This is a genomic window from Dehalococcoidia bacterium, assembly GCA_030648205.1.
Classification (GTDB): Bacteria; Chloroflexota; Dehalococcoidia; order JAUSIH01; family JAUSIH01; genus JAUSIH01.
The window spans coordinates 15,151-42,050 of sequence record JAUSIH010000078.1; the positions used below are offsets into that span (position 1 = coordinate 15,151).

Annotated in this window: 26 protein-coding genes, 1 tRNA gene and 2 pseudogenes; 13 read left to right on the forward strand and 16 right to left on the reverse strand. The window is 63.4% G+C overall.

Going from position 1 to position 26,900, the window contains the following annotated elements:
* Positions 1-39 precede the first annotated feature (39 nt).
* Positions 40-318, reverse strand: coding sequence for a LuxR C-terminal-related transcriptional regulator (locus tag Q7T26_09250; protein MDO8532331.1), 279 nt, complete (start codon positions 316-318; stop codon positions 40-42).
* 389 nt (positions 319-707) lie between these two features.
* On the opposite strand from Q7T26_09250, the gene Q7T26_09255 reads away from it, so the two are divergent.
* Both Q7T26_09255 and Q7T26_09260 read left to right on the forward strand, forming a co-directional pair.
* Positions 708-1,751: a type IV pilus twitching motility protein PilT gene (locus tag Q7T26_09255; protein ID MDO8532332.1), complete on the forward strand. Its 1,044-nt coding sequence runs from the start codon at positions 708-710 to the stop codon at positions 1,749-1,751.
* A gap of 11 nt (positions 1,752-1,762) precedes the next feature.
* Positions 1,763-2,161 carry a hypothetical protein gene (locus tag Q7T26_09260; protein MDO8532333.1) on the forward strand — a complete coding sequence of 133 codons (399 nt, stop codon included), beginning with the start codon at positions 1,763-1,765 and terminating at the stop codon, positions 2,159-2,161.
* Here Q7T26_09260 and Q7T26_09265 read toward each other — a convergent pair.
* From Q7T26_09265 to rpsP, 10 genes and pseudogenes are all read right to left on the reverse strand, one after another.
* Positions 2,158-2,778, reverse strand: coding sequence for a guanylate kinase (locus Q7T26_09265; GenBank protein MDO8532334.1), 621 nt, complete (start codon positions 2,776-2,778; stop codon positions 2,158-2,160). The two genes, Q7T26_09260 and Q7T26_09265, sit on opposite strands and share 4 nt — an antisense overlap.
* Before the next feature lie 24 nt (positions 2,779-2,802).
* Positions 2,803-3,063, reverse strand: coding sequence for a DUF370 domain-containing protein (locus tag Q7T26_09270; GenBank protein MDO8532335.1), 261 nt, complete (start codon positions 3,061-3,063; stop codon positions 2,803-2,805).
* 60 nt (positions 3,064-3,123) lie between these two features.
* Positions 3,124-3,342, reverse strand: a pseudogene (locus Q7T26_09275) (DUF370 domain-containing protein).
* A gap of 7 nt (positions 3,343-3,349) precedes the next feature.
* Positions 3,350-4,651: a 3-phosphoshikimate 1-carboxyvinyltransferase gene (gene aroA, locus Q7T26_09280; GenBank protein ID MDO8532336.1), complete on the reverse strand. Its 1,302-nt coding sequence runs from the start codon at positions 4,649-4,651 to the stop codon at positions 3,350-3,352.
* A gap of 12 nt (positions 4,652-4,663) precedes the next feature.
* Positions 4,664-5,695: pseudogene (locus tag Q7T26_09285) on the reverse strand (prephenate dehydrogenase/arogenate dehydrogenase family protein).
* Between the two features lie 18 nt (positions 5,696-5,713).
* Positions 5,714-6,421, reverse strand: coding sequence for a site-2 protease family protein (locus tag Q7T26_09290; protein ID MDO8532337.1), 708 nt, complete (start codon positions 6,419-6,421; stop codon positions 5,714-5,716).
* Positions 6,422-6,707: 286 nt separating this feature from the next.
* Positions 6,708-7,481 carry a hypothetical protein gene (locus Q7T26_09295; protein ID MDO8532338.1) on the reverse strand — a complete coding sequence of 258 codons (774 nt, stop codon included), beginning with the start codon at positions 7,479-7,481 and terminating at the stop codon, positions 6,708-6,710.
* 28 nt (positions 7,482-7,509) lie between these two features.
* A tRNA-Thr gene (locus tag Q7T26_09300) sits at positions 7,510-7,584 on the reverse strand.
* A gap of 291 nt (positions 7,585-7,875) precedes the next feature.
* Positions 7,876-8,103, reverse strand: coding sequence for a KH domain-containing protein (locus Q7T26_09305; protein ID MDO8532339.1), 228 nt, complete (start codon positions 8,101-8,103; stop codon positions 7,876-7,878).
* 7 nt (positions 8,104-8,110) lie between these two features.
* Entirely contained in the window at positions 8,111-8,356 is a 246-nt protein-coding gene (gene rpsP / locus Q7T26_09310) for a 30S ribosomal protein S16 (protein ID MDO8532340.1), read from the reverse strand.
* 174 nt (positions 8,357-8,530) lie between these two features.
* Between rpsP and Q7T26_09315 the strand changes: the two genes are divergently transcribed.
* A complete protein-coding gene (locus Q7T26_09315) occupies positions 8,531-9,424 on the forward strand; it encodes a methylenetetrahydrofolate reductase (protein ID MDO8532341.1) in 894 nt (297 codons plus the stop codon).
* Between the two features lie 284 nt (positions 9,425-9,708).
* On the opposite strand, the gene Q7T26_09320 is transcribed toward Q7T26_09315, so the two are convergent.
* Positions 9,709-10,485 (reverse strand): TatD family hydrolase, encoded by a 777-nt coding sequence (locus Q7T26_09320; protein ID MDO8532342.1) that lies wholly within the window; start codon positions 10,483-10,485, stop codon positions 9,709-9,711.
* A gap of 32 nt (positions 10,486-10,517) precedes the next feature.
* Here Q7T26_09320 and Q7T26_09325 point away from each other — a divergent pair, with 32 nt between their 5' ends.
* Positions 10,518-11,483: an A/G-specific adenine glycosylase gene (locus tag Q7T26_09325; GenBank protein ID MDO8532343.1), complete on the forward strand. Its 966-nt coding sequence runs from the start codon at positions 10,518-10,520 to the stop codon at positions 11,481-11,483.
* A 58-nt stretch (positions 11,484-11,541) separates the two neighbouring features.
* Positions 11,542-12,099 carry a hypothetical protein gene (locus Q7T26_09330; protein MDO8532344.1) on the forward strand — a complete coding sequence of 186 codons (558 nt, stop codon included), beginning with the start codon at positions 11,542-11,544 and terminating at the stop codon, positions 12,097-12,099.
* 6 nt (positions 12,100-12,105) lie between these two features.
* Here the strand turns inward: Q7T26_09330 and Q7T26_09335 are convergent, their stop codons facing one another.
* Positions 12,106-12,741 (reverse strand): non-canonical purine NTP pyrophosphatase, encoded by a 636-nt coding sequence (locus Q7T26_09335; protein MDO8532345.1) that lies wholly within the window; start codon positions 12,739-12,741, stop codon positions 12,106-12,108.
* A 278-nt stretch (positions 12,742-13,019) separates the two neighbouring features.
* On the opposite strand from Q7T26_09335, the gene Q7T26_09340 reads away from it, so the two are divergent.
* Positions 13,020-13,205, forward strand: a complete 186-nt coding sequence (locus Q7T26_09340) for a DUF5668 domain-containing protein (GenBank protein MDO8532346.1) — start codon at positions 13,020-13,022, stop codon at positions 13,203-13,205.
* A gap of 13 nt (positions 13,206-13,218) precedes the next feature.
* Positions 13,219-13,785 (forward strand): cell wall-active antibiotics response protein LiaF, encoded by a 567-nt coding sequence (gene liaF / locus Q7T26_09345; GenBank protein MDO8532347.1) that lies wholly within the window; start codon positions 13,219-13,221, stop codon positions 13,783-13,785.
* On the opposite strand, the gene Q7T26_09350 is transcribed toward liaF, so the two are convergent.
* The 3 genes from Q7T26_09350 to Q7T26_09360 form a co-directional block, all read right to left on the reverse strand.
* Positions 13,782-15,038, reverse strand: a complete 1,257-nt coding sequence (locus Q7T26_09350; GenBank protein MDO8532348.1) for a CoA transferase — start codon at positions 15,036-15,038, stop codon at positions 13,782-13,784. The two genes, liaF and Q7T26_09350, sit on opposite strands and share 4 nt — an antisense overlap.
* Complete coding sequence (locus Q7T26_09355) at positions 15,035-16,252, reverse strand: CoA transferase (protein MDO8532349.1); 1,218 nt, start codon at positions 16,250-16,252, stop codon at positions 15,035-15,037. The genes Q7T26_09350 and Q7T26_09355 overlap by 4 nt, the downstream gene beginning before the upstream one ends.
* 332 nt (positions 16,253-16,584) lie before the next feature.
* Positions 16,585-17,376: a hypothetical protein gene (locus Q7T26_09360; protein ID MDO8532350.1), complete on the reverse strand. Its 792-nt coding sequence runs from the start codon at positions 17,374-17,376 to the stop codon at positions 16,585-16,587.
* A 287-nt stretch (positions 17,377-17,663) separates the two neighbouring features.
* On the opposite strand from Q7T26_09360, the gene typA reads away from it, so the two are divergent.
* The 6 genes from typA to Q7T26_09390 all read left to right on the forward strand — a co-directional run.
* Positions 17,664-19,499, forward strand: coding sequence for a translational GTPase TypA (gene typA / locus Q7T26_09365; GenBank protein ID MDO8532351.1), 1,836 nt, complete (start codon positions 17,664-17,666; stop codon positions 19,497-19,499).
* 429 nt (positions 19,500-19,928) lie between these two features.
* Positions 19,929-21,881 (forward strand): efflux RND transporter periplasmic adaptor subunit, encoded by a 1,953-nt coding sequence (locus tag Q7T26_09370; protein ID MDO8532352.1) that lies wholly within the window; start codon positions 19,929-19,931, stop codon positions 21,879-21,881.
* Positions 21,882-21,902: 21 nt separating this feature from the next.
* Complete coding sequence (locus tag Q7T26_09375) at positions 21,903-25,115, forward strand: efflux RND transporter permease subunit (protein MDO8532353.1); 3,213 nt, start codon at positions 21,903-21,905, stop codon at positions 25,113-25,115.
* A 46-nt stretch (positions 25,116-25,161) separates the two neighbouring features.
* Positions 25,162-25,623 carry a RidA family protein gene (locus Q7T26_09380; protein MDO8532354.1) on the forward strand — a complete coding sequence of 154 codons (462 nt, stop codon included), beginning with the start codon at positions 25,162-25,164 and terminating at the stop codon, positions 25,621-25,623.
* Between the two features lie 74 nt (positions 25,624-25,697).
* Positions 25,698-26,237 (forward strand): DinB family protein, encoded by a 540-nt coding sequence (locus tag Q7T26_09385; protein ID MDO8532355.1) that lies wholly within the window; start codon positions 25,698-25,700, stop codon positions 26,235-26,237.
* Positions 26,238-26,275: 38 nt separating this feature from the next.
* A partial coding sequence (locus Q7T26_09390; protein MDO8532356.1) for a DUF2148 domain-containing protein occupies positions 26,276-26,900 on the forward strand: 625 nt, incomplete at its 3' end.

Below are 26,900 nucleotides of genomic sequence, written 5' to 3' on the forward strand. Positions count from 1 at the left end.
TTGGTCTGGAGATGGGATCGGGCCGCGTGTCCCCACGAGCTACGTTGGGACTGTCTTCAGCAGCCCGCCTCTCATGGCATTCATGACGGCTTCGGTTCTTGTCCTGGCCTTCACCTTGAGGAAAAGGCTCTGCACGTGGGCCTCCACGGTCTTCGGCGAGATGCCAATGGCTTTCGCGATCTCGCGGTTCCTCGCCGAGAGGAAGATGCCCTCCTCCCCTGCGGGCATCCGGAGCTTCTCGCGGCCCCACCGGGGATACTGCTCCCGCAGGGCCTGGATGCGCAGCACCACGGCCATCGGTGTGATGGGCTGGCGCACGCGTTTTGGCCGGCGGCCCCGAGGTTCCAAGCCTGTCAGACCGTGCGCGGCACAGGCACGCGCCCATCGGCTGATGGTATCCGGACTGAAGCCAAAGCGGCGGGCCGTGAGTTGTACCCTTCGTCCATGCTCTTGATACCACTGGAGGACGTACCATTGCTGGTGTCCGATATGTGTCCGACCCTAATCAGGGCCACGGTCGTGCCGGTGGCAAGCGCAGCATATTGAATGTGACGCGCACGGGAGGACGGGGTGGTGTCCAAAATATGCGGGCACAGTCGGCAGGGCGGCATACTTTTCGTCCGTGAGACGGGCGGCGGGGCCGCCCGTCTCAAACGGCCAATGTGGTATATAATTGGTCATCCCGTGGACACGCGGACAGAGGAGCTATGGATAATCAGGAACTCAATCGGCTTCTCCAGGCGGTGCTGGACTTGGGGGCGTCTGACATGCACATTGCGGCGGGAAGGCCGCCCGTCGTCCGCCGCATAGGTCATCTGGAGCCTCTTGAAGGCTATCCTGCGTTGTCGTCCGCGCAGACGCGGGACATGCTGGCCGCCATGATTGGCCCTGAGGACATGGCGGCCTTTGAGCGCGAACGCGACCTGGATTTTGCCTATGGCATGAAGGGGATGGCGCGCTTTCGGGTGAACGCCGCCTACCAGCGAGGCTCTATTGCCCTGTCGTTGCGTCCTGTCCCCGTCAGTCCGCCGACGTTTGAACAATTGCGCCTGCCGCACGCCTGCGCCACCCTGGCCACGCTGGCGCGCGGGCTGGTGCTGGTCACGGGCCCGACAGGCAGCGGCAAGTCCAGCACTCTGGCCGCCATGATTGACTACATCAACCGGACGGCCCATGTACGCATTGTGACGATTGAGGACCCCATAGAGTTCTTGCACTCTGATAACAAGGCGCACATTATCCAGCGGGAGGTCGGCGCGGACACGCGCTCCTTCGCCACCGCTCTGAAGCACGTCTTGCGGCAGGACCCGGACGTCATTCTGGTGGGAGAGCTGCGCGACCTGGAGACCATCGCGCTGGGCCTGACGGCGGCGGAGACGGGCCATCTGGTGCTGGCGACGTTGCACACCAACAGCGCCGTTCAGACCGTGGACCGTATTATTGATGCCTTTCCTTTCCCGCAGCAGAACCAGATACGCGCTCAACTGGCGCTGGTCCTGGAGGGCGTCGTCGCCCAGCAGCTCCTGCCCCACGCCGACGGCAAAGGGCGGGTCGTCGCCTGCGAAGTGCTGATAGCTACTCCGGCCATCCGCAATCTCATCCGGGAGGGGAAGACGCACCAGATGTCCACGTATCTTCAGACGGGGACTCGCGTAGGGATGCAGACTCTGGAGCAGGCGCTCAAGGAGTTGGTCCAGGCAGGGCAAATCAAGGCCGAGGATGTTCAGGCGATGCTCGCCCAGCAGGCATAACGGAAGGTGTGATGAATATCTTCTTTGACGTGGACAGCACGCTGATTGCCCGGGACGGGAGCTTGCGTCCGTTCGTGCCCCAGGTGTTTGAGCAGCTCGTAGGCGATGGACACAGAATCTACGTTTGGTCGGGGGTCGGACTGCGCTGGGAAGTGGTGGAGCGCCACCGCCTGCGGCCCTATGTCTCCGACGTGTTCGTCAAGCCTCTCTATGACCACCACAACAGCCTCCCCCTGCTGGGCGTATCCGTAAAACCCGACTTCTGTGTGGATGATCACCCGGAGGTCATCGGGGCGTTCGGGGGAGTCACCGTCTGGCCTTATGATGACCCGGACCCATTGGACCGCGAGATGGAGCGGGTCTACCAGATGGTGCAGGGCGTCAACAAAGCGCGGCGCAACGGCAGCTAGACGCGCGCCACGCGGGGTGGGATGCGGCAGCGTTCCGCTTGCAGAATCGCCTCAATGGTAGAGGCGGCGTGGTCAATACGCCCGTTGTCGTTCACGACCACGTAGTCGAACATGGGCAGGCGCGCCATCTCCTCCTGGGCCGTCTTGATGCGCCTCTCCATGTCCACCTCGCGCTCGGTCTTGCGCTGCCGCAGCCTGCGCTCCAGCTCCTCCAGGGTCGGCGACGCCAGGAAAATGAACACCGCCTGCGGGGCAAGGCTCTTGATGGTGGCCGCGCCCTGGACGTCAATCTTGATAAACACGTCCCGCCCCCGGCTCAATGCCTCGCGCACCTGGGAGCGGGGCACTCCGTACCAATGGCCATAGACATGGGCGCTTTCCAGGAACTCGCCGCGCTCTTTCATGGCCGTGAACGCCTCTTCCGTGTAAAAGAAGTAGTCCACGCCGTCGCGTTCGCTGGCGCGCTTAGGCCTGGTTGTGGCGGTGATGGTGAAGTGGTAGGGCCGGTCAAGTGCGCGGAGACGCACCAGCACCGCGTCTTTGCCCACGCCGGAAGGGCCGGAGAGGACGACGAGCAGGGGGCTCCGCGCGAGGTATTCCTTGGGTAGCAGGTCCACTACGCGCTCCCGCTCCGCCGCGCCTTACGAGGCCTCGGCGCCGGGGCCGTTCTGGAGACGGTTCGCGATGGTGGCGGGCGTGAGGGCTGCGAGGACGATGTGCCCGCTGTCCAGGACCACGGCGGCCCTGACCCTGCGTCCGCTGGTCATGTCCACAATGAGGCCGCGGCTCTTGCCGTCCTTGATCATGGTTTTGACCGGCGCCGAGCGCGGGGAGACGATGGCTAGTACGCGATTCGCCGCCAGGACGTTGCCAAAACCTATATGAACGAGGTCCGTCGGCATAGTCAACCCCGCGTCTGCCCTTCGATATGATGGCCGCGGCACCGGGCCTGCAGCCAGAACGACGTGTCCGCTATCCATGACCGCGGCTGTGTTCACCCTGCGCCCGTTGGTCATGTCAATAAGCGTGCCCTGTCTTCGGCCTTCCTCAATCAGCCCCCTGGCCTCCATGGACCGGGGCGATAGGACTGCCCGGACGCGCTCGACCCTTAGCATGTTCGCAAAGCCGACGGTTGTCAAGTCGTCTGCCGGGGGCGGGATACGCTGCTTCTGTGGAGACATACACCACCTACGGGAGACTGGCGAGTCGGCGCAAGTCTTGCCAAAAGCTGGTATAGGAGATGGATGCGGCCTCCGCGTCGTCTATGGTTGTCTCATCCTGCGCCACCAGGCCGGCCACCGCCAGGCTCATGGCCAGTCGGTGGTCGCCGTGGCTCTGGCAGGCGGCGCCACGCAAGCGCGCACCGCCGTGGATGACCATGCCGTCGGGAAGCTCCTCGACTTGGACGCCCATGCGGTCCAGCTCTTGGGCCATGCTGCGGATGCGGTCGGACTCCTTCACGCGTAACTCTTCCGCGTTGCGGATGGTGGTTGTGCCACGGGCGACGGCTGCCGCTATCGCCAGTATGGGTATCTCGTCAATGGCGCGCGGGACAAGGTCGCCCGTGATCTCCGTGGCCTGTAGCTGGCTGGACTCGGCGACGATGTCCGCGACAGGCTCGCCTCCGACTTCCCGCTGGTTCTCCTGCCGGATGCGGGCGCCCATGGCACGCAGGACGTCCAGCACCCCCGTTCGCGACGGGTTGACGACGACGTTGCGCACCCGTATTCGGGCGTCCGGATGAATGGCCGCGGCGACCAGCCAGAAAGCCGCGGCGCTGATGTCCCCCGGCACATCCACGTCCACCGCGTGAAGCTTTCCCGGCCGGATGGTGACGCGGGACCCATCTGTCCGCACGTCGGCGCCCATGGCGCGGAACATGCGCTCCGTGTGGTCGCGGGTGGACACAGGCTCTTCCACCTCTGTCTCACCCTCGGCGAACAGCCCCGCTATGAGGATGGCGCTCTTGACCTGGGCGCTGGCCACGGGCATCCGGTAGCGGATGCCTTTGAGGCTGCCCCCGCGGATGGCCAGCGGCGCCTGTGTATCGCCTCGGCGTCCCCATATCTGAGCGCCCATCTGCCGCAGGGGCTGGATGACCCGTCCCATGGGACGGCTGCGGAGCGAGCTATCGCCAGTGATGATGGACAGGAAGGGGCGGGATGCCAGCAGGCCGCTGAGCAGGCGGGTGGAGGTACCGCTGTTGCCTGCGTCCAGAATACTCTCCGCCTCACGCAAGGCGTCCGCGCCCCGGCCATGCACCACCAGGCGCAGGGAGCCGTCTTCCGCGGATGTGGACTCGATAGAAGCGCCCAACGCGCGCAGGCACGCCACGGTCGAGAGGCAGTCCGCGCCTGTGGAGAAGTGGGTGATGGTGGCTTGCCCGTGCGCAATGGCGTTGAACAGAGCGGCCCTGTGGGAGATGGACTTGTCGCCAGGCAGCGACAGGTCGCCTTCCAGACGTGCGCAGGGGCGGACCGTCTCACGCATGGGGTCTCGCTGCTACTTCTTCGGGGCTGGCGGCAGGTCGCCGAGCTTTTTCTGGCCCTTCCCGTCCGTATCGCCCATCAGCTCCCTGCTACGGCGGGCGAGCCGCTCGCCGACGAAGAGGCCCGCCATGCGCTCGCTGAGGCCGGGTATCTCCTCGAAAGCCTTGCTGGACGGCGAGGGCTCAAATGAGCCGTTCAGCCACCGCTGCCGCGCCTCGTGGACTCGGACGAACGTCGGGCCGAGCTGGTCATTCGCCTCCGTGAGCATCCGGCGGTACTCCTGGAGCTCGCGGATGAGTGCGTTTATCCAGGGGACAATGTTGTCCTTGTTGGTGAGGCAGATGTCCCGGTTCATCTCGGGGTCGCCGGAGGCCAGTCGCGTGACGTCGCGGTAACCCGAAGATGCAAGGCGGCCCATCTCGCGCCAGGAGGGGCTGCCCGTCGTGGCGGACGTCAGCGCGGACGACAGGACAAGAGGCAGGTGGCTCACCGCGGCGACAAAGCTGTCGTGCTCCTGGGCGTCTAGGAAGAACGGTTTTGCCCCCGCGATCTCCGCAAGGCTGACAATAGCTTTTACCGCTTCGGGAGGCGCCTTCTTGCCCGGAATCACACAGTAGGAGGCGCCTTGGAAGAGGCCCGCGTCCGCCGCGTCAATGCCGGACGTCTCTTTGCCCGCCATGGGATGCCCGCCCACGAAGCTGACCGTGGCCGGAAGGTACTGTTCCGCCCACGCCAGTACCTGGGTCTTGGTGCTGCCCGTGTCGGTGACCACACAGTTGGGCTGCAGGTGCGGAGCAATGGCCTCCATAACCTCGCGGATTGCCATCACCGGCGTCGCGATGATGACCATTCCGGACTTCTCGACCGCTCCAATGAGGTTCCAGGAGGACTTGTCAGCCGCGCCCCGTTTGACCGCCTTGGAGGCCGCGGACGGCTCCTTGTCGTGGGCGACAATCTCAATGTCCTTGAGCTTGGCCTTCTTCAGGGCCATGCCCAGCGAGCCTCCAATAAGTCCCGTCCCGATGATGGTGATTTTTTCCATATCCCTCTTCCTCGTCGGTGTCTACGGCAGCGGCCTGCCGGCAAAAAGCATGCCCAGGAACTGCGCCACAGTCCGCAGTCCGCCCCACAGGAAACTCTGCTGAGAGAAGCTGTCGAAGGCCAGCACCGCGATAAGGAGCATCGGCCCGTAGGTCTCGACGCGCGCCAGCGCGAAGGCGGGCCGCCGCGGAAGGATGCCCAGAAGCACCTTGAAGCCGTCCAGCGGTGGCAGGGGAATCAGGTTGAAGACGCCCAGAATGATGTTGTAGAAGACGATGTAGCCCAGGACGTCGCCGACCAGCCCCTGGTCCATCCCGAAGAGGAAACCGCTCAAGGAGATTGTCCCCAGCTTGAGCGGGATGCCGAAGATGCCCGCGGTGACGAAGTTCGCCAGGGGCCCGGCGAGGGCCACCAGTGCCATGGCCCTCATGTGGTCCATGCGGACGCCGATGGCAAAGGGGTTGACAGGCACGGGTTTGCCCCAGCCGAACCCAACCAGGAAGAGCAGGACAGTGCCCAGCGGGTCCAAGTGTCGGATGGGGTTCAGGGAAAGCCGGCCCAGCCGCTGGGCCGTGTCGTCGCCCAGCGCGTGGGCGGCCAGGGCGTGGCCGAACTCGTGTACGGTGATGGCGACGAGCAGCGACAGCCCGACGGTGACCAGGACGACGGGGAGCACCTCCAGGAACTGGAGCGGGTCTCGAAAGAGCAGCGTCAGCAGGGGAAGCAGCATACAGCCTGGTCCGTTTTCACTTTGCGTGTTGCAATAGCGCCAGCTGACGCATTATAGCATGAGCAAGCCTTGTAGCCACAATTGCGCAGGCGCTCTTGAACTCGTAGCGCTGATGCCGCTGGGAAGCGTGCTCGCCGGGGCGCTGGCGGACGCGTTCAGTGTAGGATGTGGGGCTATATGGGGGCTCTCGGCGTGGTCCGCGCTGCCTTCGTGACGCTGGTTGTGGTCGCTGCGCCGAAGCCAAAGAGACTGTAAGGCTTTGAGTCTTCCCATTGGTCGGAGGAGGCTACTCTTCCTCCTCCTCTTCCTCCCCATCCTCGTCTGGCGCGGTGCGGAGAGCGATTCTGGGCACGATGGCATTCGCCTTCATCTTTTTCTTTTTGGGGGGCGCAAGGCCCTCCGCGGCCTTACGCAGGTCGCTTATGGCTTCGGCGGACTTGACGTCCTTCACCCGAACGGCCAGCCCCTGGACACCCATGTCGCGCAGCACCTCCACCTCGGCGATGGACAGGGTGGCCGGCACCACAGCGATGACAGACTTGCTGGTAAGCCCCGCGGTGCGCTGGAAGACCATGACCCGCTGAATCGTAAGCGGGGGGTCCCCCAAGTCCAGCAGGACGGCGTCCACTTCCAGTTGCTCCGCGGTGGCCGCGAGGGTGTCCTCCATGAGGTTGTCCAGGACGAGCACCTTGCCCATCTCTTCGTCGCGGAGGATGGACATGGGCGCCTGCTGCGGCTCGAAGACCAGGAAGTCGCAGCCGGCTTCCTTGAGCGCCGGTATGTGCTCCGCGCTCAGGTCGTGGCAGAGGACCCCGCAGGACACGGACTCGGCTGCCTTGAATGTAGCCCCAAGGTCCTTAATGTTCGCAGCGGATACGGGGACAACTATGAAGTCGGCGCCCGCGCTGGCTGCGGCTGCGGCCGTCCTGGGGTTCTCCTTGTCCAGGAGGGCAATGGTGAGGAGGCTCGGCGTCTTGGGCTGGGCTGCGTGGAAGCCGAAGCCCATCGGCTGATTCACGCCGTGGGCGAGCTTCTCCAGTCGCTCCACCAGTTTGCTCACGTTACGTCCTCGCATATCGGCGATGCTGTGGAGCCAGCGGTGGGATTCGAACCCACGACCTGCGGTTTACGAAACCGCTGCTCTACCACTGAGCTACGCTGGCGTCAAAACTAACGGCCCAGCGCCACGGCTGGACCGTTTCCTACGCCATTTTACTACGGATGCCGTCTGAGCGCCAGACGTGCGGTAAATACAAAGAGGCTTGAATTGCCGAGCGTGATGATACCGGAGTGTTGCTCGTACCGGTGCGTTCGCCGTCGGCGCGGCGCCGGAAGGCTTTGGCCCGACCCGTGCAAAAACAGAGGAGGCGCAGGCTTTCCTTTCTGACGAGGAAGCCCGCGCCTGGGCTTGCCCGTGACCGCTCCGCACGGGCGGGAGCCGTTTACGACCCCAGCTAAACTATTTCAAGCATGGCCCGCGTGCCCTTCTTGATCGCGGCCACGCGGAGCAACGTCCGTATGGCCTGGGCCACGCGTCCTTGCTTGCCAATGACCTTGCCCTTGTCCTCCGGGTCCACCTCAAGTTTGAAGATGACCCGGTCGGCCTCCTGGACCTCCGTGACTTTGACGGCATCAGGCTTATCGGCGATAGACCTGGCGATGAATTCCACCAGTTCCTTCATAGCCCGTTCAGCCTTTCTCGAGGCCCGCCTTCTTGAAGAGCAGCGCCACCGTGTCCGAAGGCTGAGCTCCCATCTTAAGCCACCGCGCCGCCTTTTCCGCGTCCACCTTTACCGTCGGCGGGTCGGTACGAGGGTCGTACTGGCCGATTACCTCGACAAAAGCCCCGTTGCGTGGCGCCCTGGAGTCCGCGACCACAATTCGGTAGCTTGGCTTTTTCTTCGCCCCCACGCGCCGGAGCCGTATTCGTACCATTCTGACGCTTCCTCCATGGATATAACAAACGAATCTAGTCCTCGACGACGAGGCGACAGCATTGTATCCTTGCTCTACCTGTCTTGTCAACTCTACGACAGATGCGCGCCTGGTTCAAAACCGGCTGCTCGCCACTCAGCGCCTGGCGAAGGGGGCATGCTATAATTGCCGGATATGACTAAAGTGACTGACGCAGCCGCTCGGAAGGCAGGCCAAGCTGTGTTCCTGTGCGACTTCTCTCCCCCGCGCGGCGTTGACCTGGCGTATGTGGAGTCGGTGCGCGACATGGACGCTGACTTCGTCTGTGTTGCGTATAACCCCGGCAAGTCCGTGCGCGTTACGCCCGCCGTGGCCGCGGCGGTCATCCGCGACCACACGCGTAAAGAGGTTGTGTTCAACCTCGCCTGCCGGGACATGAACAAGCTGGCTCTCCAGAGCTACCTGCTGGGCGCCCAGGCGCTGGGGTTGGAGAACGTGGTCGTGGTCAAGGGCGACGACTTCACCGAGAACGAGCTGACGATGGTCAGAGGCGTGGCTGACACCACGCCCACCGACCTCATCAGGGCCATCAAGCTGATGAACCAGGGCACAGACTTCAAAGGGCTGCGGCTCCGGACGCAGACCGACTTTTGCGTCGGCGCGGTGCTGGACCTGGGCAGAGGCGTCGAGCGCGAGGCGGCGCTGGCCCGGCGCAAGGTGGACGCCGGCGCCGATTTCTTTATTACGCAGTCGCTTTACGACCCCCGCCTGGCCCGTCAGTTCCTGGAGGCATATCATTCAACAGCGGGCTGTAAGCTCGCCGCTCCGGTTTTCTACGGCATCCAGATCCTGCGGAAGGACGGTCTCACCTTCGGCGATATCCCCTCGTCAATGCAACACGAGCTTGACCAGGGACGCGCGGGCGCGGACATTGCGCTGGAGCTTCTGTCCAGTTTCGCGGCGCACGGCCTCACGCATTTCTACCTTGTGCCACCTGTCCTCAAGGGCGGCGTCCGCGACTATCAGGCGGCCCACGAGGTGATGCACGCCTTCCGACAGGAGTGTCGGACAACGAAGCCTGCCCGCTAGTATGGTGTCTCCGAAGTCCGTTATAGATGTCATTGCGAGGCCCGACGAAGAAGGGCCGTGGCAATCTGGCGGCGGGGTCCACCCCTCTCCCAGATTGCTTCGTCGTCCTTCTGCGGAAGGACTCCTCGCAACGACAACTTTGTACAGGTATTTCAGGACAGGACGCTAGCGGCGCACTAGAAGCTATTCCGAAAACATTCGGTCGGTTGTTGCTCATGGTTCGACCCTTCGGCTCTGCTCAGGGCAGGCAGGCTCACCATGAGCAGCGATTTTCGAAATGAGTTCTACGCGCCAGGCGCAGGCCGTCGCAGGATGCGGGACAGGTTCGCCTCCGTCTGCCGCTCCACCTCGTCCAACGTCACGCCGCGCAGCTCGGCGACCTTCCGGGCCACCAGCCGCACGTCCTTCGGCTCCGTCCAGTTCTCGCGCTTTTTCTTGAAGGGTTGCGGATAGCTGTCCGTCTCCAGTACCATGCTCTCCGGCGGCAGCCACCTGACGATCTCCTGCAGGTGCGGCAGACGCAGGAGCGGCTTGGCGAGCGACAGGGCGATACCCATGTCCAGGCAGGCCCGCGCCGCGCGCTCGTCGCCCTGGAAGTAGTGCTGCACCGCGCGCACGTCCTCCACGTGCTCCCTCCGAAGGAGCGCCAGCGTTTCGTCGTAGCAATCCCGCGTGTGGACGATGAGCGGCAGCCGCAGTTCTCGCGCCAGGGCGATCTGCGCCCGGAACGCGTCCATCTGCATCCGCCAGTCCGGCGAGCCTTCCATGCGGTCAAGCCCGGTCTCGCTGACGCAGACCACGCGGCGACTGGAGAGCGCCAGCCGTCGCAGCGCCTCGATGTCGCTCTCGCTTACGGGCGCTTTCAGCTCGGTGGGATGGATGCCGACGCCCGCCCACAGCAGGTCGTGTGCTTCGGCCAGGCGCACCGCCTCCGCGGACGAGTCCACGGTCACGCCCGCTACAATGATGGACCCGACGCCAGCCTGTCGCGCGCGGTTCAGGATGCCGGGCAGCTCCGCGGGCGCGTACTGGTCAAGGTGAGTGTGGCAATCGGTCAGCATGGCGGCTCCATTATAATTGCACAGGTGTAACTGTGAAACGCACAATCTCTCCCAAGACCGTGGCCGTAGATGCCAACCTCCTCGCCCGCGTCCAGCGCGCCGTCCTCGACTGGTACGCGCGGGAGCAGCGCGACCTGCCGTGGCGTCGCACGGCGGACCCGTACGCCATCCTCGTCTCCGAGGTGATGCTCCAGCAGACGGGTGTTGATCGGGTATTGCCCAAATACAAGGAATTCCTGTCGCGCTTTCCCACCTTCGAGGCGCTGGCGTCGGCGGACGTCGCGGGGGTCATCCGCGCGTGGTCGCCTCTGGGCTACAACCGGCGCGCGGTGAACCTGCACCGCCTGGCGAATGAGGTCGTGGCGCGCGGCGGACGCCTGCCGGAGACGCTTGACGGGCTGCTTGCCTTGCCGGGGATAGGCCCGTACACCGCGCGGGCGGTGGCGTGCTTCGCTCTGCGGCAGGAGGTGACCGTCGTTGACACCAACATCCGGCGCGTGCTGGCCCGCCTGCTGCTGGGCGAGCTGCTGCCCGTGTCGCCGCCGCCGCGCGTCGCGGTCCTGGCGGAGCGCGCGCTGCCCGCTGGCCGCGCCTACGACTGGAACCAGGCGCTCATGGACCTTGGGGCGACGATCTGCACCACGGAGCGCCCCTCGTGTCGTGTCTGCCCCGCGCGCGAGGAGTGCCGCGCCCGCCCTGCGCTGGCCCGAACGGGGGGCGTGGCGCCGGAGCGAGCGGTCAGCGAGTCGCGCGCCGTGTACCGGGTGCAGCCGCCGTTCAAGCACTCGACGCGCTATTATCGGGGGCGCATCGTGGACGCGCTGCGGGCGCTGCCGCCAGACGGCTGGCTGGCGCTGGACGCCATGGGTGTGGCCGTCAAGCCTGGCTACACGCCCGCCGACGCTTCGTGGCTGCGGGCGCTGGTGGATGGCCTGGCGCGGGACGGCCTTGTGCTGGCGCGGGAGGGCAGTGGTGGAACACACATCGGATTGCCTTGAAAATAGGGTTACTTGCCTGTGTAGCACAAATCTCACCAATGAGCAGGAGAAGTAAAACATGGGTGCAGATAGGAGCGTGAAGGCGGAATTTGATTACGTACTCGGGAAAGCGCGCGCTTTGCTTCAATTGCGCGAGATTGCAGAAAAACGCAGACCAATAGAAAACGCGACAAACCTTTTGCCTCCTCTTCCTCCTCCGTTGAACGAATTCAAGGCTATGATAGATAAATGGGCCACAACTGTGGATGATGTTTTGTGTGAAATGGTCATAGTAATAGCAGTAACGGCTCTAGAGATTTATTTGGAGGGAGTCTACCAACAGAAAAAAGGAGATTGGAAAAAGGGGAAATTGGAAAACATAGGTCGGTTGAATCAGTGGAGCAAAGAACTGGGACTCAATCTATTTGGTGATGTCAAGGAAGGCAGCCTTCGAGAAGTTTTTGAAATACGACATGCAATAGTCCACAGGGGAGGAAGGCTGGATCAAAAGGCGGTGGAAGGGCTAAAGATGGGCAAGCTCGGCCAAGAGGTCAAGGAGTTTTTGACGGAGCAAAGAACACAGGAGATGCTTGCACAAATTTCGAGGCTTGTAGAATCGATTGAGAGGCAGATATAGACTCGCTTATGTGTGCCATCTGTCTTTGAACCACGCCTGCGCCCGTTCCTTCAGCGTGCGCCAGCTCGTGTCCACCTGCGCAAGCTCTACCGGCGATAGCTCGGCGTAGCACTTTCCGAACCTGGGGTAGTAGAACAAGCTGGCGACCCAGAAGCCGGGGATGCGCCGTCGCGCGGGATCGTAGCGCTCGGCCAGATAGCCTTCGTCGCCGTCCGCCCGCCAGGACGCCAGCGCGCGCCCGCGCTCGGCGACGGCGAGGGCCTCCGTCCAGTAGATACGACGTTCCTGGCCGTGACAGGGCTGCATCATGTCCAGAAGGCGCTGGATGCGCTCCTCGTCGGTGGCGTGCTCGCCCGCGTTGCGGCGCGTCTGGAGCGCGTTCCACCGCTCGCCCAGGACCGGGATGGCGGCGCCGCCGTCGCTCGCCATCGCCAGGCAGTCCGCCCGGCGCGACCAGCAGGCCGCCTTGATGCGTGCGTTCTCCTCGAAGGTGACGCCCGTCTCCTCTGGCTCCAGCGCGGGCGGTATGTCGCGCAGCGTGCGCAGCGACAGGCCGAGACCCGCCAGCGCCCACGCGAGCTTGGCGGCCTTGGCGGGATTCGTGGTGGCTAAGAGAACGTCCTGAGGTTGCTCCGAAGGCATGTCCGCATTGTGGCTGCTCCGACGCACTGCGTCAAGCAGAAGCCGCGCCGCTCATAGTCACTTAAGCTCGGCGAACCCTACAGCCCATCCGTTCTCGGGCTGGAAGCTCCGCAAAGCTTGTCCTGAGCGTGGTCTTCCTCACTCGTCCTTCGACAGGCTCTCCGAATGGTCCGAGCGAAGCATCGGACTCCGCAAGGCGGAGAGTCCTTCGGACAGGACGAGCGGACCGGGCGGAAGGACATGCGATAATAGAAGCAGATGACCGGAAAGGAGGAGCTATGAGCTTCCGGAGAGCCCTCTTCGGCCTGTTCTTCGTGGCGGTCGGCGCCCTCTGGCTCCTGGATACACTGGGGATCATTGCGCTGAGGGCAAGGGACCTGTGGAGCATCGCGGCGCCCCTCTTCTTGGTCCTCATTGGACTGTCGTTGCTGCTCCGATGGGGCGGACACGCGCGCAAGCAGTAGCGGGGAGTACGACATGTGGACGATTCTGTTCGGCCTGTACTTCCTCGCGCTGGGCGGCATCCTGGCGCTGCACAACCTGGGCGTCTTCTCGCTGCGGGAGAACAATGGTTGGGGTGTCGCATGGGCGCTGCTGCTTGTCGTGCTGGGCGTCGGCATCATGGCCCGCGGCGGGGCGCGGCGGATCTGGCGATGCGAGCACGGGCATGGCCGCGCGGCGGGGGACGTGCGCATAGGCGACTCTCCCTTTGACCTGAAGGAGGCGACGTACGAGATTGGCATGGGGCGTCTGACGGTGGACCTGACGCGCGCCACGGTCGCGTCCGGTGAGGCGACGGCGCGGGCGCACGCGGGCATGGGTTCTCTTCAGGTGCTTCTGCCCGAAGCGTTGGCGGTGGACATCAACGCCGCTGTAGGCATCGGCGATCTGCACGTCCTTGAGCAGACGGCGCAGGGATTTGGCCGCGAGCTGCACGTGACGTCGCCGGACTACGCCCAGGCGGAGCGGCGCGTGCGCCTCGACCTGGACGTGGGCATCGGCGAGATTGTGGTGCGCCGCGCGGGAGAGCCGCCCGCGGGCTAGTACACGACCTTCTCGTCAACCAGGCGCTGCGCCTCGTCGGTGGGCAACCCCAGCACGTCGCGCAACACGTAAGCGCTGTGCTGTCCAAGGAGCGGCGCGGGCTCGTAGTTGGGGGTCTTCATGCTGCTCATGCGCCACGGATGGCCCAGGACGGGGCGCTCGCCCACCTCCGGGTGGTTCACGGTCACGAAGAAGTCGCGCGCCCGGAGCTGCGGGTCCTGGATGACGTCCATCGCTGTCAGACAGGGGAATGCCGCCACACCCACCTTCTGGAGCCTCTCGGTGACATCCCGCGCGGTGTGTTCCCTTGTCCATGCCGTTATCGCTCTGTCCATCTCTGCCTCGTTGCAACGGCGGGCGTAGGCGTCGGCGAAGCGAGAGTCGGCGGCCCACTCGCGATGGCCGGTGGCGCGGCAGAACACGTGCCATTCCGCCTCGTCGCGCACCGCGATTGCGACCCAGGAGTCGTCGCCCCGGCAGCGATAGGTGTTGTGCGGGACCGCTATCTCCTCGAAATTGCCGCTGCGCTCAGGAACGCGTCCTGTCAAGCTACACTTGATCACCTGCTCCGGCGTGATGGCCAGCATCGCGTCGCTCATGGCCAGGTCAATGTATTGGCCCTGGCCTGTGCGCCGCCTGTGGTGCAGCGCGGCCAGAATGGCGTAGGCCATCGTGACCGCCGTGACAGGGTCGGCCCAGGTGCCGCTCAGAGGTCGGGGAGGCTGGCCCGCGTAGCCCGTGGCGTGGGTGACGCCGCTGAAGGCGTGCAGGGTCATGCCGTAAGCGACGTAATGCTTGGCGGGACCTGCTCTCCCCAGCCCCGAGCTGCTGAGATAAACGATGTCAGGGCGGCTGCGGCGCACGTCCTCCCATCCGAGGCCCAAGCGCTCCAGTACCCCCGCCGCGAAGTTCTCCACAACCACGTCGCTGACCATTACCAGGCGGCGGGCCATGTCCGCTCCGCGCGGCGTGCTCAGGTCCAACGTCATGCTCAACTTGGAGTAGTTGAGCAGATTGAAGTGGGGCGACCTATTGATGCCGTGGATGCCGTCCGGGTACGGCCCTATTTGTCTGAGCTGGTCCACGCGCTTCCGGCTCTCCACGCGGACCACTTCGGCGCCCATCGTGGCCAGAAAGCGAGTGGCGAGCGGCCCGGCGGCAAGCCAGCTGAAGTCCGCGACACGTATTTCTGCCAGGGGGAGGGTTGAGCGTTTCGCATTGTTTGGCACGGTCTTCCTCGCGTTGAGGTTCATACAACGCCACTCCGGTAGAGCCGGACGACATCGTCGCGGGAATAGCCCATTTCTCCCAGTATCTCCGCGGTATGTTCGCCGAGGCGCGGCGGTGGCCTGCGCCACGTCACAGGCGTGGCGGAGAGTTTGTACGCTGGGCCGGGGAGACGCACAGTCCCCGCTTGGGGATACGAGAACTCCACGAGGGAGCCGCGCTGCCGAAGGTGGTCTGAGGCGAGGATGTCCGCGGCGTTGTTGACGGGCATGGCGGGCACCCGCTGGGCCTGGGCGAGGCGGGTCACCTCCTCCTTCGTTCTGGCTTTCGTCCACTGCTCGACATATTCTCGCAGGGCAACCCAGTTTCTCGCCCTGCTCGTCCCCTTCCGGAAGCGCTGGTCCTTCGTCCACTCGGGCTCGCCCATGGCCTTCACGAACCCCTGCCACTGGTGGTCCGCCAGCATGGAAAGCTGAAGCAGGCCGTTGGAACATTCGATCAGGCCCATGGCGGCGCCGACCGCTCCCGCCGACTCAGTGAGACGCGAGGGCAGCGGCGCGCCGTAGAAGTAGTTCATGGGGAACGCGAAGAAGGTTGTCGCGACAGCCTCGCGAACGGATTGGTCCACATGCTGCCCCTTGCCGGTGAGCCACCGCTGGTACACCGCGGAGAGGGTGGCGGCGGCGGCGTTGACCCCACCCATGAAATCCGCCTGGTGTCCGCCCGCCTTCAGCGGGTTCTCTCGTTCGGGGTCGGTGATGCCCTCCGGCGTGTAGTAGCCCTTCCCGCTGGCCTGCCACGCCACAAGGTCGGAGCCGCGGTAGCTCCTGTACGGGCCGGTCCATCCGAAATACGTGATGGATGTGACGATGAGGCGCGGATTGAGCCTGCGGAGGCTGCTGAAGGTGAGACCCAGTCGCCGCGCCTCGGCGGACGTGTGGTCGGTGATGAGAATGTCCGCCGTGCGCAAGAGCTGGCCAAGGATGCTGGCTCCCGTTGGCGTTGCGATGTCCAGGGCAAGCCCGCGCTTGTTCGTGTTCAGGTAAAAGAACAGGCCGCTGCGGTCAGGGTGCGGCACGTCGTCGGGGAACGGCCCGTGGCGCCGGGAGACGTCGCCCGAACGCGGCGGCTCCACCTTGATGACGTCAGCTCCAAGGTCGGCCAGCAGCTTGGCGGCGTAGGGGCCGGCTATGAACTGTGCGAGTTCGATGACTCGCAAGTCTGAGAGGGCGTCAGGCATTGCATACTCCTGGGCTGCGCAAGTCCGCCGCTCACTTTAGCCTGATGTGGCGGGTGGACGCAAGAGACGGTTCTCTTGCGTAGAGGTTTCTTTCGCCTTCTTTCCAAGGTAATCCACCAGTGATTCGGAGCCGCAGAATTTACACTTTATCGCCTCTTCTCAGTATCTCGAAGGCTCTGCCAATACCCATGTTAGAAGAGCGCCTATAATCCCGGATGCAATAGGTACAAATAGCCCTAAAAACATGAAGGCGTTGTTTCTTCTTGTACGGCTTTGCATCTCACAATGTATCCGTGGCGAGGAGCAGCAAAGGGTTGGAAGGCACCTGCCAGCTAAATGAGCTTCCATGTTCGTTTATAGCTGGAAATAAGTCTTCGTGGCTGCGGAAGAAGGGATGCCCTGGACTCTCTAAACAAAGCTCGAATTAGAGCTTTCAGGCGTCGTAGTTCTTCATCGTCGCTGTACCGCTCAACGACGTGCCTCATGGAAGGAGTGATTAGGTAGGAGTTCAAGAGATGGTAGTGGCACTCGATTAGAGCACGCAACAATACGAAATTCAGCCTGATGTCATCTTTATCCGTTTCCCAACCTATGCTGATCTGCTGCGCATAAATCGTTGGATGAGAAAACTGACACATGAGTTTCCAAAACTCGTCGAACACCGTCTTGTCTGGCGCTGCGATCTTCTTAAGGACGCTATTCGTGAAATAGACGGTTTCCCCCTGCTCCCAGTGCGAGTACACGGATGGGTCACTGGCAAGGGCACAAAACTTGGCGACAATCAATGATTCGTATACGTGTCTTAGAAGACTGCGCGCAGGTCCATAAAAACCGCGCGTGGTGAGTAAAAGCGATGAGTAGAAGACAAAGAGGTTCTTATGAAAGGCTGAGAAAAGCATCTTTGATTGCGGAGATGGTTGCGCGATGTCTGGCTTGGAGAGTATCCCCAGGTAGTAGCAAGCAACTCGATATTCGGCTGAAAGGCTCACCCGAACGAACTGCAGATCGGTGGCGAGGTTGGCTTCAACTTGCTTTTGGCATTCATCCGCCTCGCGCTCGAATCGCTCAAGCAAAAGAGGATCATCCTTTGAGTACCACTTAGAGCCTTCCGCGCGATTAATCATAGAACCTTTGCTCCGTTCACCGGTTGACGCCTTCTAGCGCCAAGCTCAGCCGCCGGTGGCTAGAGCGCCTTGTTGAATTCCCGGCTTCTTGCAGGACGCCCTATGCGCCGCCAATATACACCCGCCGTCCGATTAGGGGCATTCTATGCTTATTCGGAAGCATGTTCAATCTCCTTGTAAGTGGACGCAAGCGATGAAAGCCCTGCGACGTCCACCATATTCTGGTATACTAAATGTTTGGCACCTGGATAGCACGGACACCGGAGTACCCGAACGGAGTTGATAGCTTGGCGCTGACAACGCGAACTGACATACGCAACGTGGCGATCATCGCACACGTTGATCACGGCAAGACCACCCTGGTGGACGGCCTGCTCAGGCAGTCCCACATCTTCCGCTCGAACGAGCAGGTGGGCGATCTCATCATGGACAGCAACGCCCTGGAGCGGGAGAAGGGCATCACCATCCTGGCCAAGAACACGGCCATCGTGTACAAGGGCATCAAAATCAACATTATAGACACGCCCGGCCACGCTGACTTCAGCGGCGAGGTGGAGCGCGTTGTAAACATGGCGGACGGCGCTCTGCTTCTGGTGGATTCGGCCGAGGGCGTCATGCCTCAGACCCGCTACGTGCTGAAGAAGGCCTTTGAGCGGAAGCTGAAGCTCATTGTCGTTATCAACAAGATGGATAGGCCGGACTGCCGCTACCAGGAGGTGCTGGCCCAGACCCAGGACCTCTTCCTGGAGCTGGCCACGGACATGGACCAGCTGGACTTCCCTGTCCTTTACGCCGTGGGGCGTGAGGGGCGCGCCAGCCTCGCGCCCGAGGACCCTGGCCGCGACCTGACGCCGCTCTTTGAAGCGATACTCTCCTTCGTTCCTCCGCCGCGCGTGGACCTGGAGGGGCCCGCCCAGATGCTGGCGACCACGCTGGACTACGACAGCCACAAGGGCCAGATAGCTATCGGTCGAGTCTTCCGCGGACGCCTGCGCGCGGACACGCCCGTGGCCCACATCAGGCGGGACGGGCGAATCATCCCGGCCAAGCTGACGTATATTTTCACCTTCCACGGGCTGAAGCGCACGGAGGTCCAGGAGGTGGCGGCGGGCGATATTGTGGCCGTGGGGGGCATACAGGACATCGCTATTGGCGACACCATCGCGGACGCGGCCCATCCTGAAGCGCTGCCCGTCATTGAGATCAGCCCTCCGACCATCAAGATGACCTTCAGCGTGAACGCGTCGTCCTTCGCCGGGCGCGAGGGACGCTTTTGCACATCTCGGCAGCTCAGGGACCGCCTCTTCCGCGAACTGCGGACCAACGTGAGTCTGCGTGTCCAGGAAACGGACAGCCCGGACCAGTTTCTTGTCGCTGGCCGCGGCGAGCTTCACCTTGCAGTGCTCATTGAGACCATGCGCCGCGAGGGGTACGAGTTCGAAGTGTCCCAGCCGGAGGTCATCACGCGCGTGGTGAACGGCGAGGTGCACGAACCCGTGGAGCAGGTGGTGGTGGAGGTCCCGGAAGCGCACGTGGGCACGGTCTCGGAGATGCTTGGCCCGCGCCGCGCCCGCATGACCGACATGAAACCTGATGGTAGGGGACATGTGCGCATGGAGTTCCTTGCGCCGTCCCGCGGAATCATAGGGTTCCGCAGCTCTTTCCTCACCGCCGTCAGGGGCGAGGGGACGGTGGCGGCGACGTTCGCCGACTACGAGCCGTGGTACGGGGAGATACCGCATCGCCGCGGTGGCGTGCTCGTGGCCGCCGAGGCGGGTGAAGCGGTAGGCTTCGGCATTGCCAACGCGCAGGAGCGAGGCAAGTTGTTCGTGGACCCGGGCACGGCGGTCTATGAGGGCATGGTGGTGGGCGAGCATGCCCGCGACACCGACCTCGTGGTCAACGTGTGCAAAGAGAAGAAGCAGACCAACATGCGCGCGTCCAGCGCTGATATCGCCGTGAAGCTCGTGCCGCCCGTTCGCCTGAGTCTGGAGCAGTATCTGGAGTTCATGGCGGGGGACGAACTGCTGGAGGTCACGCCCCAGAACATTCGTCTGCGCAAGAAGGCCCTGACGCTCAAGGAACGACTCCGGGCCAAGTCCGCAGCCAGGTCCGCTTCTTAGTACTTAAAGTGGCATGACATAACGTGCGGCCTCGTCACTGGAGAGCCGCACCCTGCGCCAGTCGGCAGATTGCAATCCGCCCCCGCTGGACGCTATAATATCTGCCAACCTTCGTGCGCACCCTGGCCCAAGGCATCTGCGGAGCGTGATTGGTGGGAATTGTGGCGTCTTTGCTGAGGCGTCACTGTAGTCCTTTTGGGGCCCATTCACTGGACCCCTGTATTCGCTCTGCGCGCCATGCCTCCGCGGCGGCCTTTCGTGTGATTGGACCTTGGCGTGATTGGCTTGGACTGGAAGGCGCATCTCTCGGCATTGGCCTGCTGTTGAGCGTTTCGGCCAAAGATCATCATCAACTGCTAACCAAACACTGGCCCGATCGTTAAATATTAAAGCGACTGGCGGGCATATCCAGAAAGGAACGGGAGCGTCATGGGGTTTCATCGTCCTCTTTCGCTGATTGTGCTGGCGGCGTTCGGCGTGGGCCTTCTGGCGTCCTGTGCCCCTGCGCAGGGAGAGCCGCCCGCCGCCGGGCCGCGCGCAGTCGCCGTAGGTACGGTGCGGGTCAGCACAGGGGGCATCGCTGTGTCCACCGCCTACGCGGGCAACGTTCAGTCCAAGGAACAGGTGAACGTGGTGCCCCTGTCAACGGGCCGGATAGATAAGATATACGTGGACATAGGGGCGGAGGTCAAGAAGGGAGATCTCGTCGCGGAGTTGAGCCACGACGTCCTGGACGCGCAACTTCAGCAGGCGCAAGCAGGGCTGCGGGCCGTGCAGGCGCGGCTGGCCACTCTGATGGCGGGGTCCAAGCCGGAGGATTTGGCGATTGCCGCGTCTCAACTGAGCTCTGCCAAGACGAGGCTGGACTCCATGTTGAGCGGCGCCCGTGCGGAGCAGGTCACCATCAGCGAATCGCAGCTTGACACGGTCAAAGTCCGGTTGAGCCAACTCCTTACCCCCACGTCCTCGGACGTGCAGTCTGCCCAGAGCGCTGTGGCCGCGGCCCAGGCGGCCCTCGACATCGTTAAGACTCGGCTGAATCAGCTAAAGATCCCGTCTGCCTCGGATATCGCCGCCAGCAAGGCCGCAGTCAGCGCGGCGGACGCGGCGCTTGTGTCCGCTCAGGTCAAGCTGGACACGCTCAAGAACCCCACGCCCACCGACATAAGCGCGGCATACTCCAGCCTCACCAGCGCTCAGGCAACTCTGGACGCGCGGCGGTCCACGCTGAATAGCCTGCCCCAGAGCCTGGGCCGCCAGCCGACGGGCACTGAGACGAGCAAGGCGCAGGGCGACGCGGCAGTGGCCCAGTCCTCGGTCGCCGCAGCCCAGGCAAAGGTGGACGCGCTTCAGAATCCTGTTCCAAATGACCTGAATTCCGCCACATCCAACATCGCCTCCGCGCAGGCCGCCCTGGACTCCGCCAGAGCGAAATATGACCAGTTGGTGAAGCCCAACGCCAACGACGTGGCCATTGCCGAGGCGAACGTGACTTCGGCGCAGGCGGCCCTGGACGCCGCTCAGGTGAAGCTGAACCTGTTGAGGAGCCCGAACCCGGCGGACGTGGCGGCCGCGCGGGCCGCAGTGGCGCAGGCGGAGCAGACCCTCGCCATCCTGAAGGCTCCCTCCAGCTTTGACGTGCAGCTTCAGAAGGACTTGGTGACCCAGGCGGGGCAGACCCTGGCGCTGCGTCAGAAGCCGTACACCGCCCAGGACGTGGAGGCGGCGCAGGCGGCCGTTGACCAGGCGCAGGCCCAGGTCAGCCAGTTGAAACAGCAGATCGAGGACACGCGGGTCCGCGCGCCCTTTGACGCTTTCCTTACGCAGCGGTTCCTATCGCCAGGCGCGCTGGCGTCCACTCAGACGCCCGTCGCTACTCTGGTCAGCAAGGACGCGCTGGTCGCCTTCCGAATTGAGGAGGCGCGCATCGGGTCGCTGCGGGAGGGCCAGCAGGTGACGCTGACCAGTCCGGCCCTGCCGGGCCAGACGGTGCAGGCGCGCATCACCCTGATATCGCCCGGCGGCGACGCCCAGCGGCATACCTTTGCCGTGCAGGTGGAGCCGTTGGCCCCCACGAAAGACCTCAAGTCCGGCATGTCCGCTCAGGTCAGCATAGCCACGCGCAGGGACAACGTGGTGTTGGTCCCCAAGGAGGCGCTGCTCCTGCGCAACGACCAGTCCGCTCTGTTTATCGTCCAGGATGGCAAGGCCCAACTCCGGATGGTGGAAGTGGGGCTTGTGGACGACAAGAACGCGGAGATTCGCAGCGGTCTGCGGGCCGGAGAAGACCTGGTCGTGTCCGGCCAGGGCCTGCTGAATGACGGGGACTCGGTAACCGTGCAGCAGCCTCGCGCACAGCCTTCGGGAGGGCGTTCCGGCTAGGAGCCGGCAAGGAGGGAACCAATGGGACTGACCCGCCTGGCCGTTAAGCGGCCCATCACTATCACCATGCTCATTCTGGCGCTGGTCCTGATGGGCGGCGTGGCCTATACCAAGCTGCAGGTGAGCCGTTTCCCAAGGGTCAATTTCCCGGTCGTGACCATCCGAATCGGCTATCCGGGCGCTTCCGCTCAGGACGTGGAGCAGCTCGTCACCAAGCCCATTGAGACTGCGATGAACGGCCTGTCGGGCGTGAGCGACATCTCCTCCACGTCCCGTGAGGGACAATCAAATGTGACGGTCCGACTAAGCGAGGACGCGGACGTCAACCAGGCGGCTCTGGATATTTCGCGGAAGGTCGCGTCCATCCAGAGCCGGCTTCCCGCCGATATCACGCCGCCTGACGTGATCAAGGCGGACTCTGGCAGCTTCCCGATCATGAACGTCGCTTTATCCGGCAGCCTGCCCCTTGATCAGCTCTATAACCTGGCCAATAATACCGTTGCGCCCCGAATCCAGTCTCTGCCTGGCGTGGCGCAAGTCACTCTGGTGGGCGGCCTTCGGCGAGAGGTCCAGGTCCAGGTGGACCCGGTCAAGGTGCAAGCCTATGGCCTCACTCTTCTGCAGGTGCAAGCCGCTATGGCGGCGGACAATCTGACCAGCCCAGGCGGCACGGTGCGGCAGGGGCTTACCCAATACTCGGTCCGCACCTCGGCCCTGTTCACCCACCTGGACCAGTTCAGCGATATTGTCGTGAGCAGCGGCCCCGCGGGTAACGTGCGACTGAAGGACGTTGCTCAGATCAAGGATACGTACGCAAATCAGACCAATATTCAGCGGTTCAATGGGAATCCCAGCATTGGCCTCTCCATCGTTCAACAGAGCGATGCGAACACCGTCCATGTGGTGGAAAGCGTGCGCGCCGAGATGGACCGTCTCCAACGCACTGTGCCGCGAGGAGTCGTCTTCAACGTGGCCAACGACTCCAGTCGCTACACCAAGTCGGCCATTGACGCGGTCCAGTTTGACCTTGGTATGGCCGTGCTGCTCTGCGGCCTTGTCCTCTTGGTCTCCCTGCATGCGTGGCGTAACACGCTCATTGTCCTTCTGGCTATACCCACGTCTCTGATATCCACCTTCCTTGTCATGTACTTTATGGGATTCAGTCTTAATACCATCTCCCTGCTCGCCCTGGCGATTCTCATCGGTATCCTGGTGGATGACTCCATCGTTGTCCTTGAGAATATCCACCGCCATCTGAAGCTGGGCGACGAGCCGGTCCTGGCGGCGCTGAAAGGGCGCAGTGAGATAGGCATGGCCGCCATCGCCATCACCCTCGTTGACGTGGTGGTGTTCCTGCCCATCGCCTTCATGTCAGGGTCACTGGGCCAGATCTTCCGTGAGTTCGGCTTGACCATTGTGGTGGCTACTCTGTTCTCCCTGTTCATTTCATTTACGTTGACGCCTATGCTGGCCGCCCGCTGGCTCAAGCCCGAGAAGGTGGATGAGGTCAATCGCCGCGTCCGGCGGGGTCTTTTAGCGCCGTTCCGTGGCTTTGGCGAGTGGTCGGATAACACCTTAGACGCCGTGCGCCAGTTGTACCGAAGGACGCTGGGGTGGGCTTTGAACCACCGGCCGCTTGTGCTCCTGGGCGCCGCGGTGGCTTTCGGCGTCGCCATTGCCTTCATCCCGCTGAACCTGCTGGGCAGCGAGTTCGCCCCTAACGAGGACGACAACCAGTTCAGTCTCCAGGTCCGTATGCCCTCCGGTTCCTCGCTGGAGGCAACAAGCCAGGCGATGGTGCGGCTTGAAGGGCGTCTGGCGGGTTTGCCGGAGGTGAGGGACGTCTTCAGTTCGGTGGGCGTCGGGGGAGGTGGCGGCGGCGGGCAGGCGGCCTTTGGCAACATGACTGTGCAGCTTGTGGACAAGCAGCAGCGCACCCGGACCACGTTGGCTGTTTTGGAGGATGTCAGAGGCATCGGTCGCACCATTCCGGGGATGACGCTGACCGGCAATGTCCAGAGCAGCTTTGGCGGTGGCTCTCCAATTTCCATGCGTATTCTGGGTGATGATTTGAACACCCTCGCCGGTATTGCGGACCAGGTGATGGTCATTGTGCGCAACACGCCTGGAACAACTGATGTGAGGCTGGAGCAGGACGCAGGGGTACCGGAGGTCCAGGCCGTCCTGGACAGGTCGCGCATGGCTGATCTGGGTCTGACATCGGCGCAGGTGGCCGGCGTTCTCCGCACGGCGGTGCAGGGCACCGTAGTCTCCCAGTTTGACCGTCCGGACGGGACTCAGTCCGATGTGCGGCTGAAACTGGCCGACGCCGACACCATGACGCCCACGCAGCTTGGGGCGCTGCCCGTATTTGTGCCAAGCACGGGGCAGACTGTGCGACTGGACCAGATTGCTACGCTGCGGCAGGCGACGGGGCCCAACCAAATTGACCGGGCCAGTCAGCAGCGGCGCATGAGCATCAGCGCCAACGTGGTGGGCCGCTCTCTGGGAGATGTGGCGCGGGATATCCAGGCCCAGACGAGCAAGCTGGCCGTTCCCACAGGCTACCGGGTAGTTCTCCTGGGCCAGGCAGACCGTTTGAACCAGGCCGTTGCGTCCCTTCTCGGAGCGTTGGGTATGTCAATTGTGCTCATCTACATGCTTCTCGCTGCGCTTTACGAGGACTGGCTGCACCCTCTGGCCATCATGTTCTCGCTGCCCCTTGCGCTGGTGGGCGCGTTCACCGGCCTGCTGGTCACGGGGAACACGCTCAACATGTTCTCCATGATTGGCTTGATTTTCTTGATGGGCCTGGTGGCCAAGAACGCCATTCTTCTCGTGGACTATACGAACACACTGCGGGGACGAGGGGTGGCCCAACATGAGGCTATTTTGGAGGCGGGGGCCACGCGCTTGCGTCCCATCTTCATGACATCGTTCACGCTGGTGTTCGCCATGATCCCGCTGGCTATGAAACTGGAAGCGGGCGCCGAGTCGCGGTCGCCGCTGGCGGTGGTCATCATCGGCGGCGTGCTGAGTTCCATGTTCCTCACGCTGGTCGTGGTGCCCGTAGTCTACGCTCTGCTGGAGGACCTGTCCGGCTTGGTGAAGAGCAAGTCGCGACAACGTGTCCAACGGGAAGAACGCGGGCGTCAGGCCGTGCGTCCCGCCCTTCTGGGCGAGGCCTCGCGTGCCCACGAGTCGCGTTCATCCGACTTCGTGTCCAAGCCATAGCCTGAGAACGCTATAACGGATCTGGCTACCCTTCAGGAGCGAGCGCATGCTGATTGAGAAACGTCTTCAAGAGATGGGCCTCTCCCTGCCCAAGCTGGGCCCTTCGGCGGGCAACTACGTACGGGCGTTGCGCGCGGGGAATTACGTCTATCTGTCCGGACACCTGCCGAACTACCCGGGTGGCAAAGTGTATAAAGGTAAGGTAGGGCGGGACATCCCCGTGGAGGAGGGCTATCAGGGGGCGCGTCAGGCGGCCCTCTGCATGCTCAGCAGCCTGAAGGACGAAATAGGCAACTTGGACAAAGTGGTCCGGGTGGTCAAAGTGACCGGTTTTGTCAGTTGCGCCGAAGACTTCCTGGACCAGTCCAAGGTGGTGAACGGCGCGTCCGACCTGTTCCTGGAGGTTTTCGGAGAACGCGGGCGCCACACGCGCTCCGCGGTGGGCGTTTTCCAGCTTCCCGCAGGCGCGCCCGTCGAGATGGAAGCCATCGTCGAGGTCGGGGACTAGCGCCTCGTCCGGCGTCCCGCCCGATTCCAGCCGGCGACCGGAGGCCCTCATTACGTTTCTGACAGAGGTGAGACTTGGACTCGATTACGTTCATCCGCCAGTCGTTGCAGCAGGGCCGCGAGCGTCTGCTCGCCAGCCTGCAAGGCCTGACGCCGGAGCAGGTCGAGTGGAGGCCGACGCCTGACGCCAACAGCATCGGCTGGCTGCTGGTGCACATTGGCTTGGCGGAAGACGCGCACATGCATAAGTACCTGGGGCGTGAGCCTGGTCTCTGGGTCCGCGACAGGTGGTATGAGCGCCTGGGCGTGCCGGAGGTGCAGCGCGCGGTGGAGTTGACGGACGCGCACCGACGGCATATTGAAGGGCTGGGGTTGGAGCCGCTGCTGCGCTTCCCCGAGGCGGTGCGCAGGGAGACCTGCGACTACCTCGCGACGCTGCAGCCGAATGACCTGAGCAGGGTTCCTGTGCCGCAGAGGCCTGACCTGCTGGTGGGCAGCCTCTTCCGCCACACCATCAACCACGAGGCGCAGCACGGCGGGCATATTGACTTCATCAGGGGGCTGCGTCAGGCGGGATGGGACATGGGCATGGGCGTGGGCATGGCGCAGCGCTAGCCCGCCGCGGGATTCGCCACAGAAAGGGGAGGGAACCTGTGGAGAAGTCTCTGTCTGGTCATCACCTGTCGTACAGCGACGTCCGCCATGACGTGGTGCTTCAGGTAGCAAAACTCATGGTGGCGGCAGCCATCACTGCCCCCAAGTCCGGGGGGCAACTGTTCATGAAGGGGTCGCCCCTCTTCGTCGAGACGGTCATCGTGGATGACCGGCAGACGCTTCACCTTCTGGCGGAATGGATGCGCTCGCGGGCCCGCGAGCGGCGCGAAGCTATCTGGGTCCGTGACGCCGACGTCGCGGAGAAAGTGGACTGCGTTCTGTTCATCGGCCTCAAGGACTGGTATCCGCCGGTGTACGATTGCGGGGCGTGCGGCTATTCCACGTGCGCCGAGTTCATGCGGGCGACGCAGGGTCTGCGCAACGAGAGCAAGCCGTTTGAGTTCGAAGGGCCGCAGTGCAACCTGCGCGATATTGATCTGGGCATAGCTGTAGGCTCGGCTGCGAAGACGGCCTCTCTGAACAACGTGGACTGCCGCTGCCAGACGCGCATCGCGGTGGCGGCCCGCAAGCTGGGCGTCATTCAAGCTGATGTCGCCGTGGCCCTCTCGTTGAGTCTGACGCACAAGAACGTGGGCTTTGACCGCGCCATGCCGCAGGTGGACT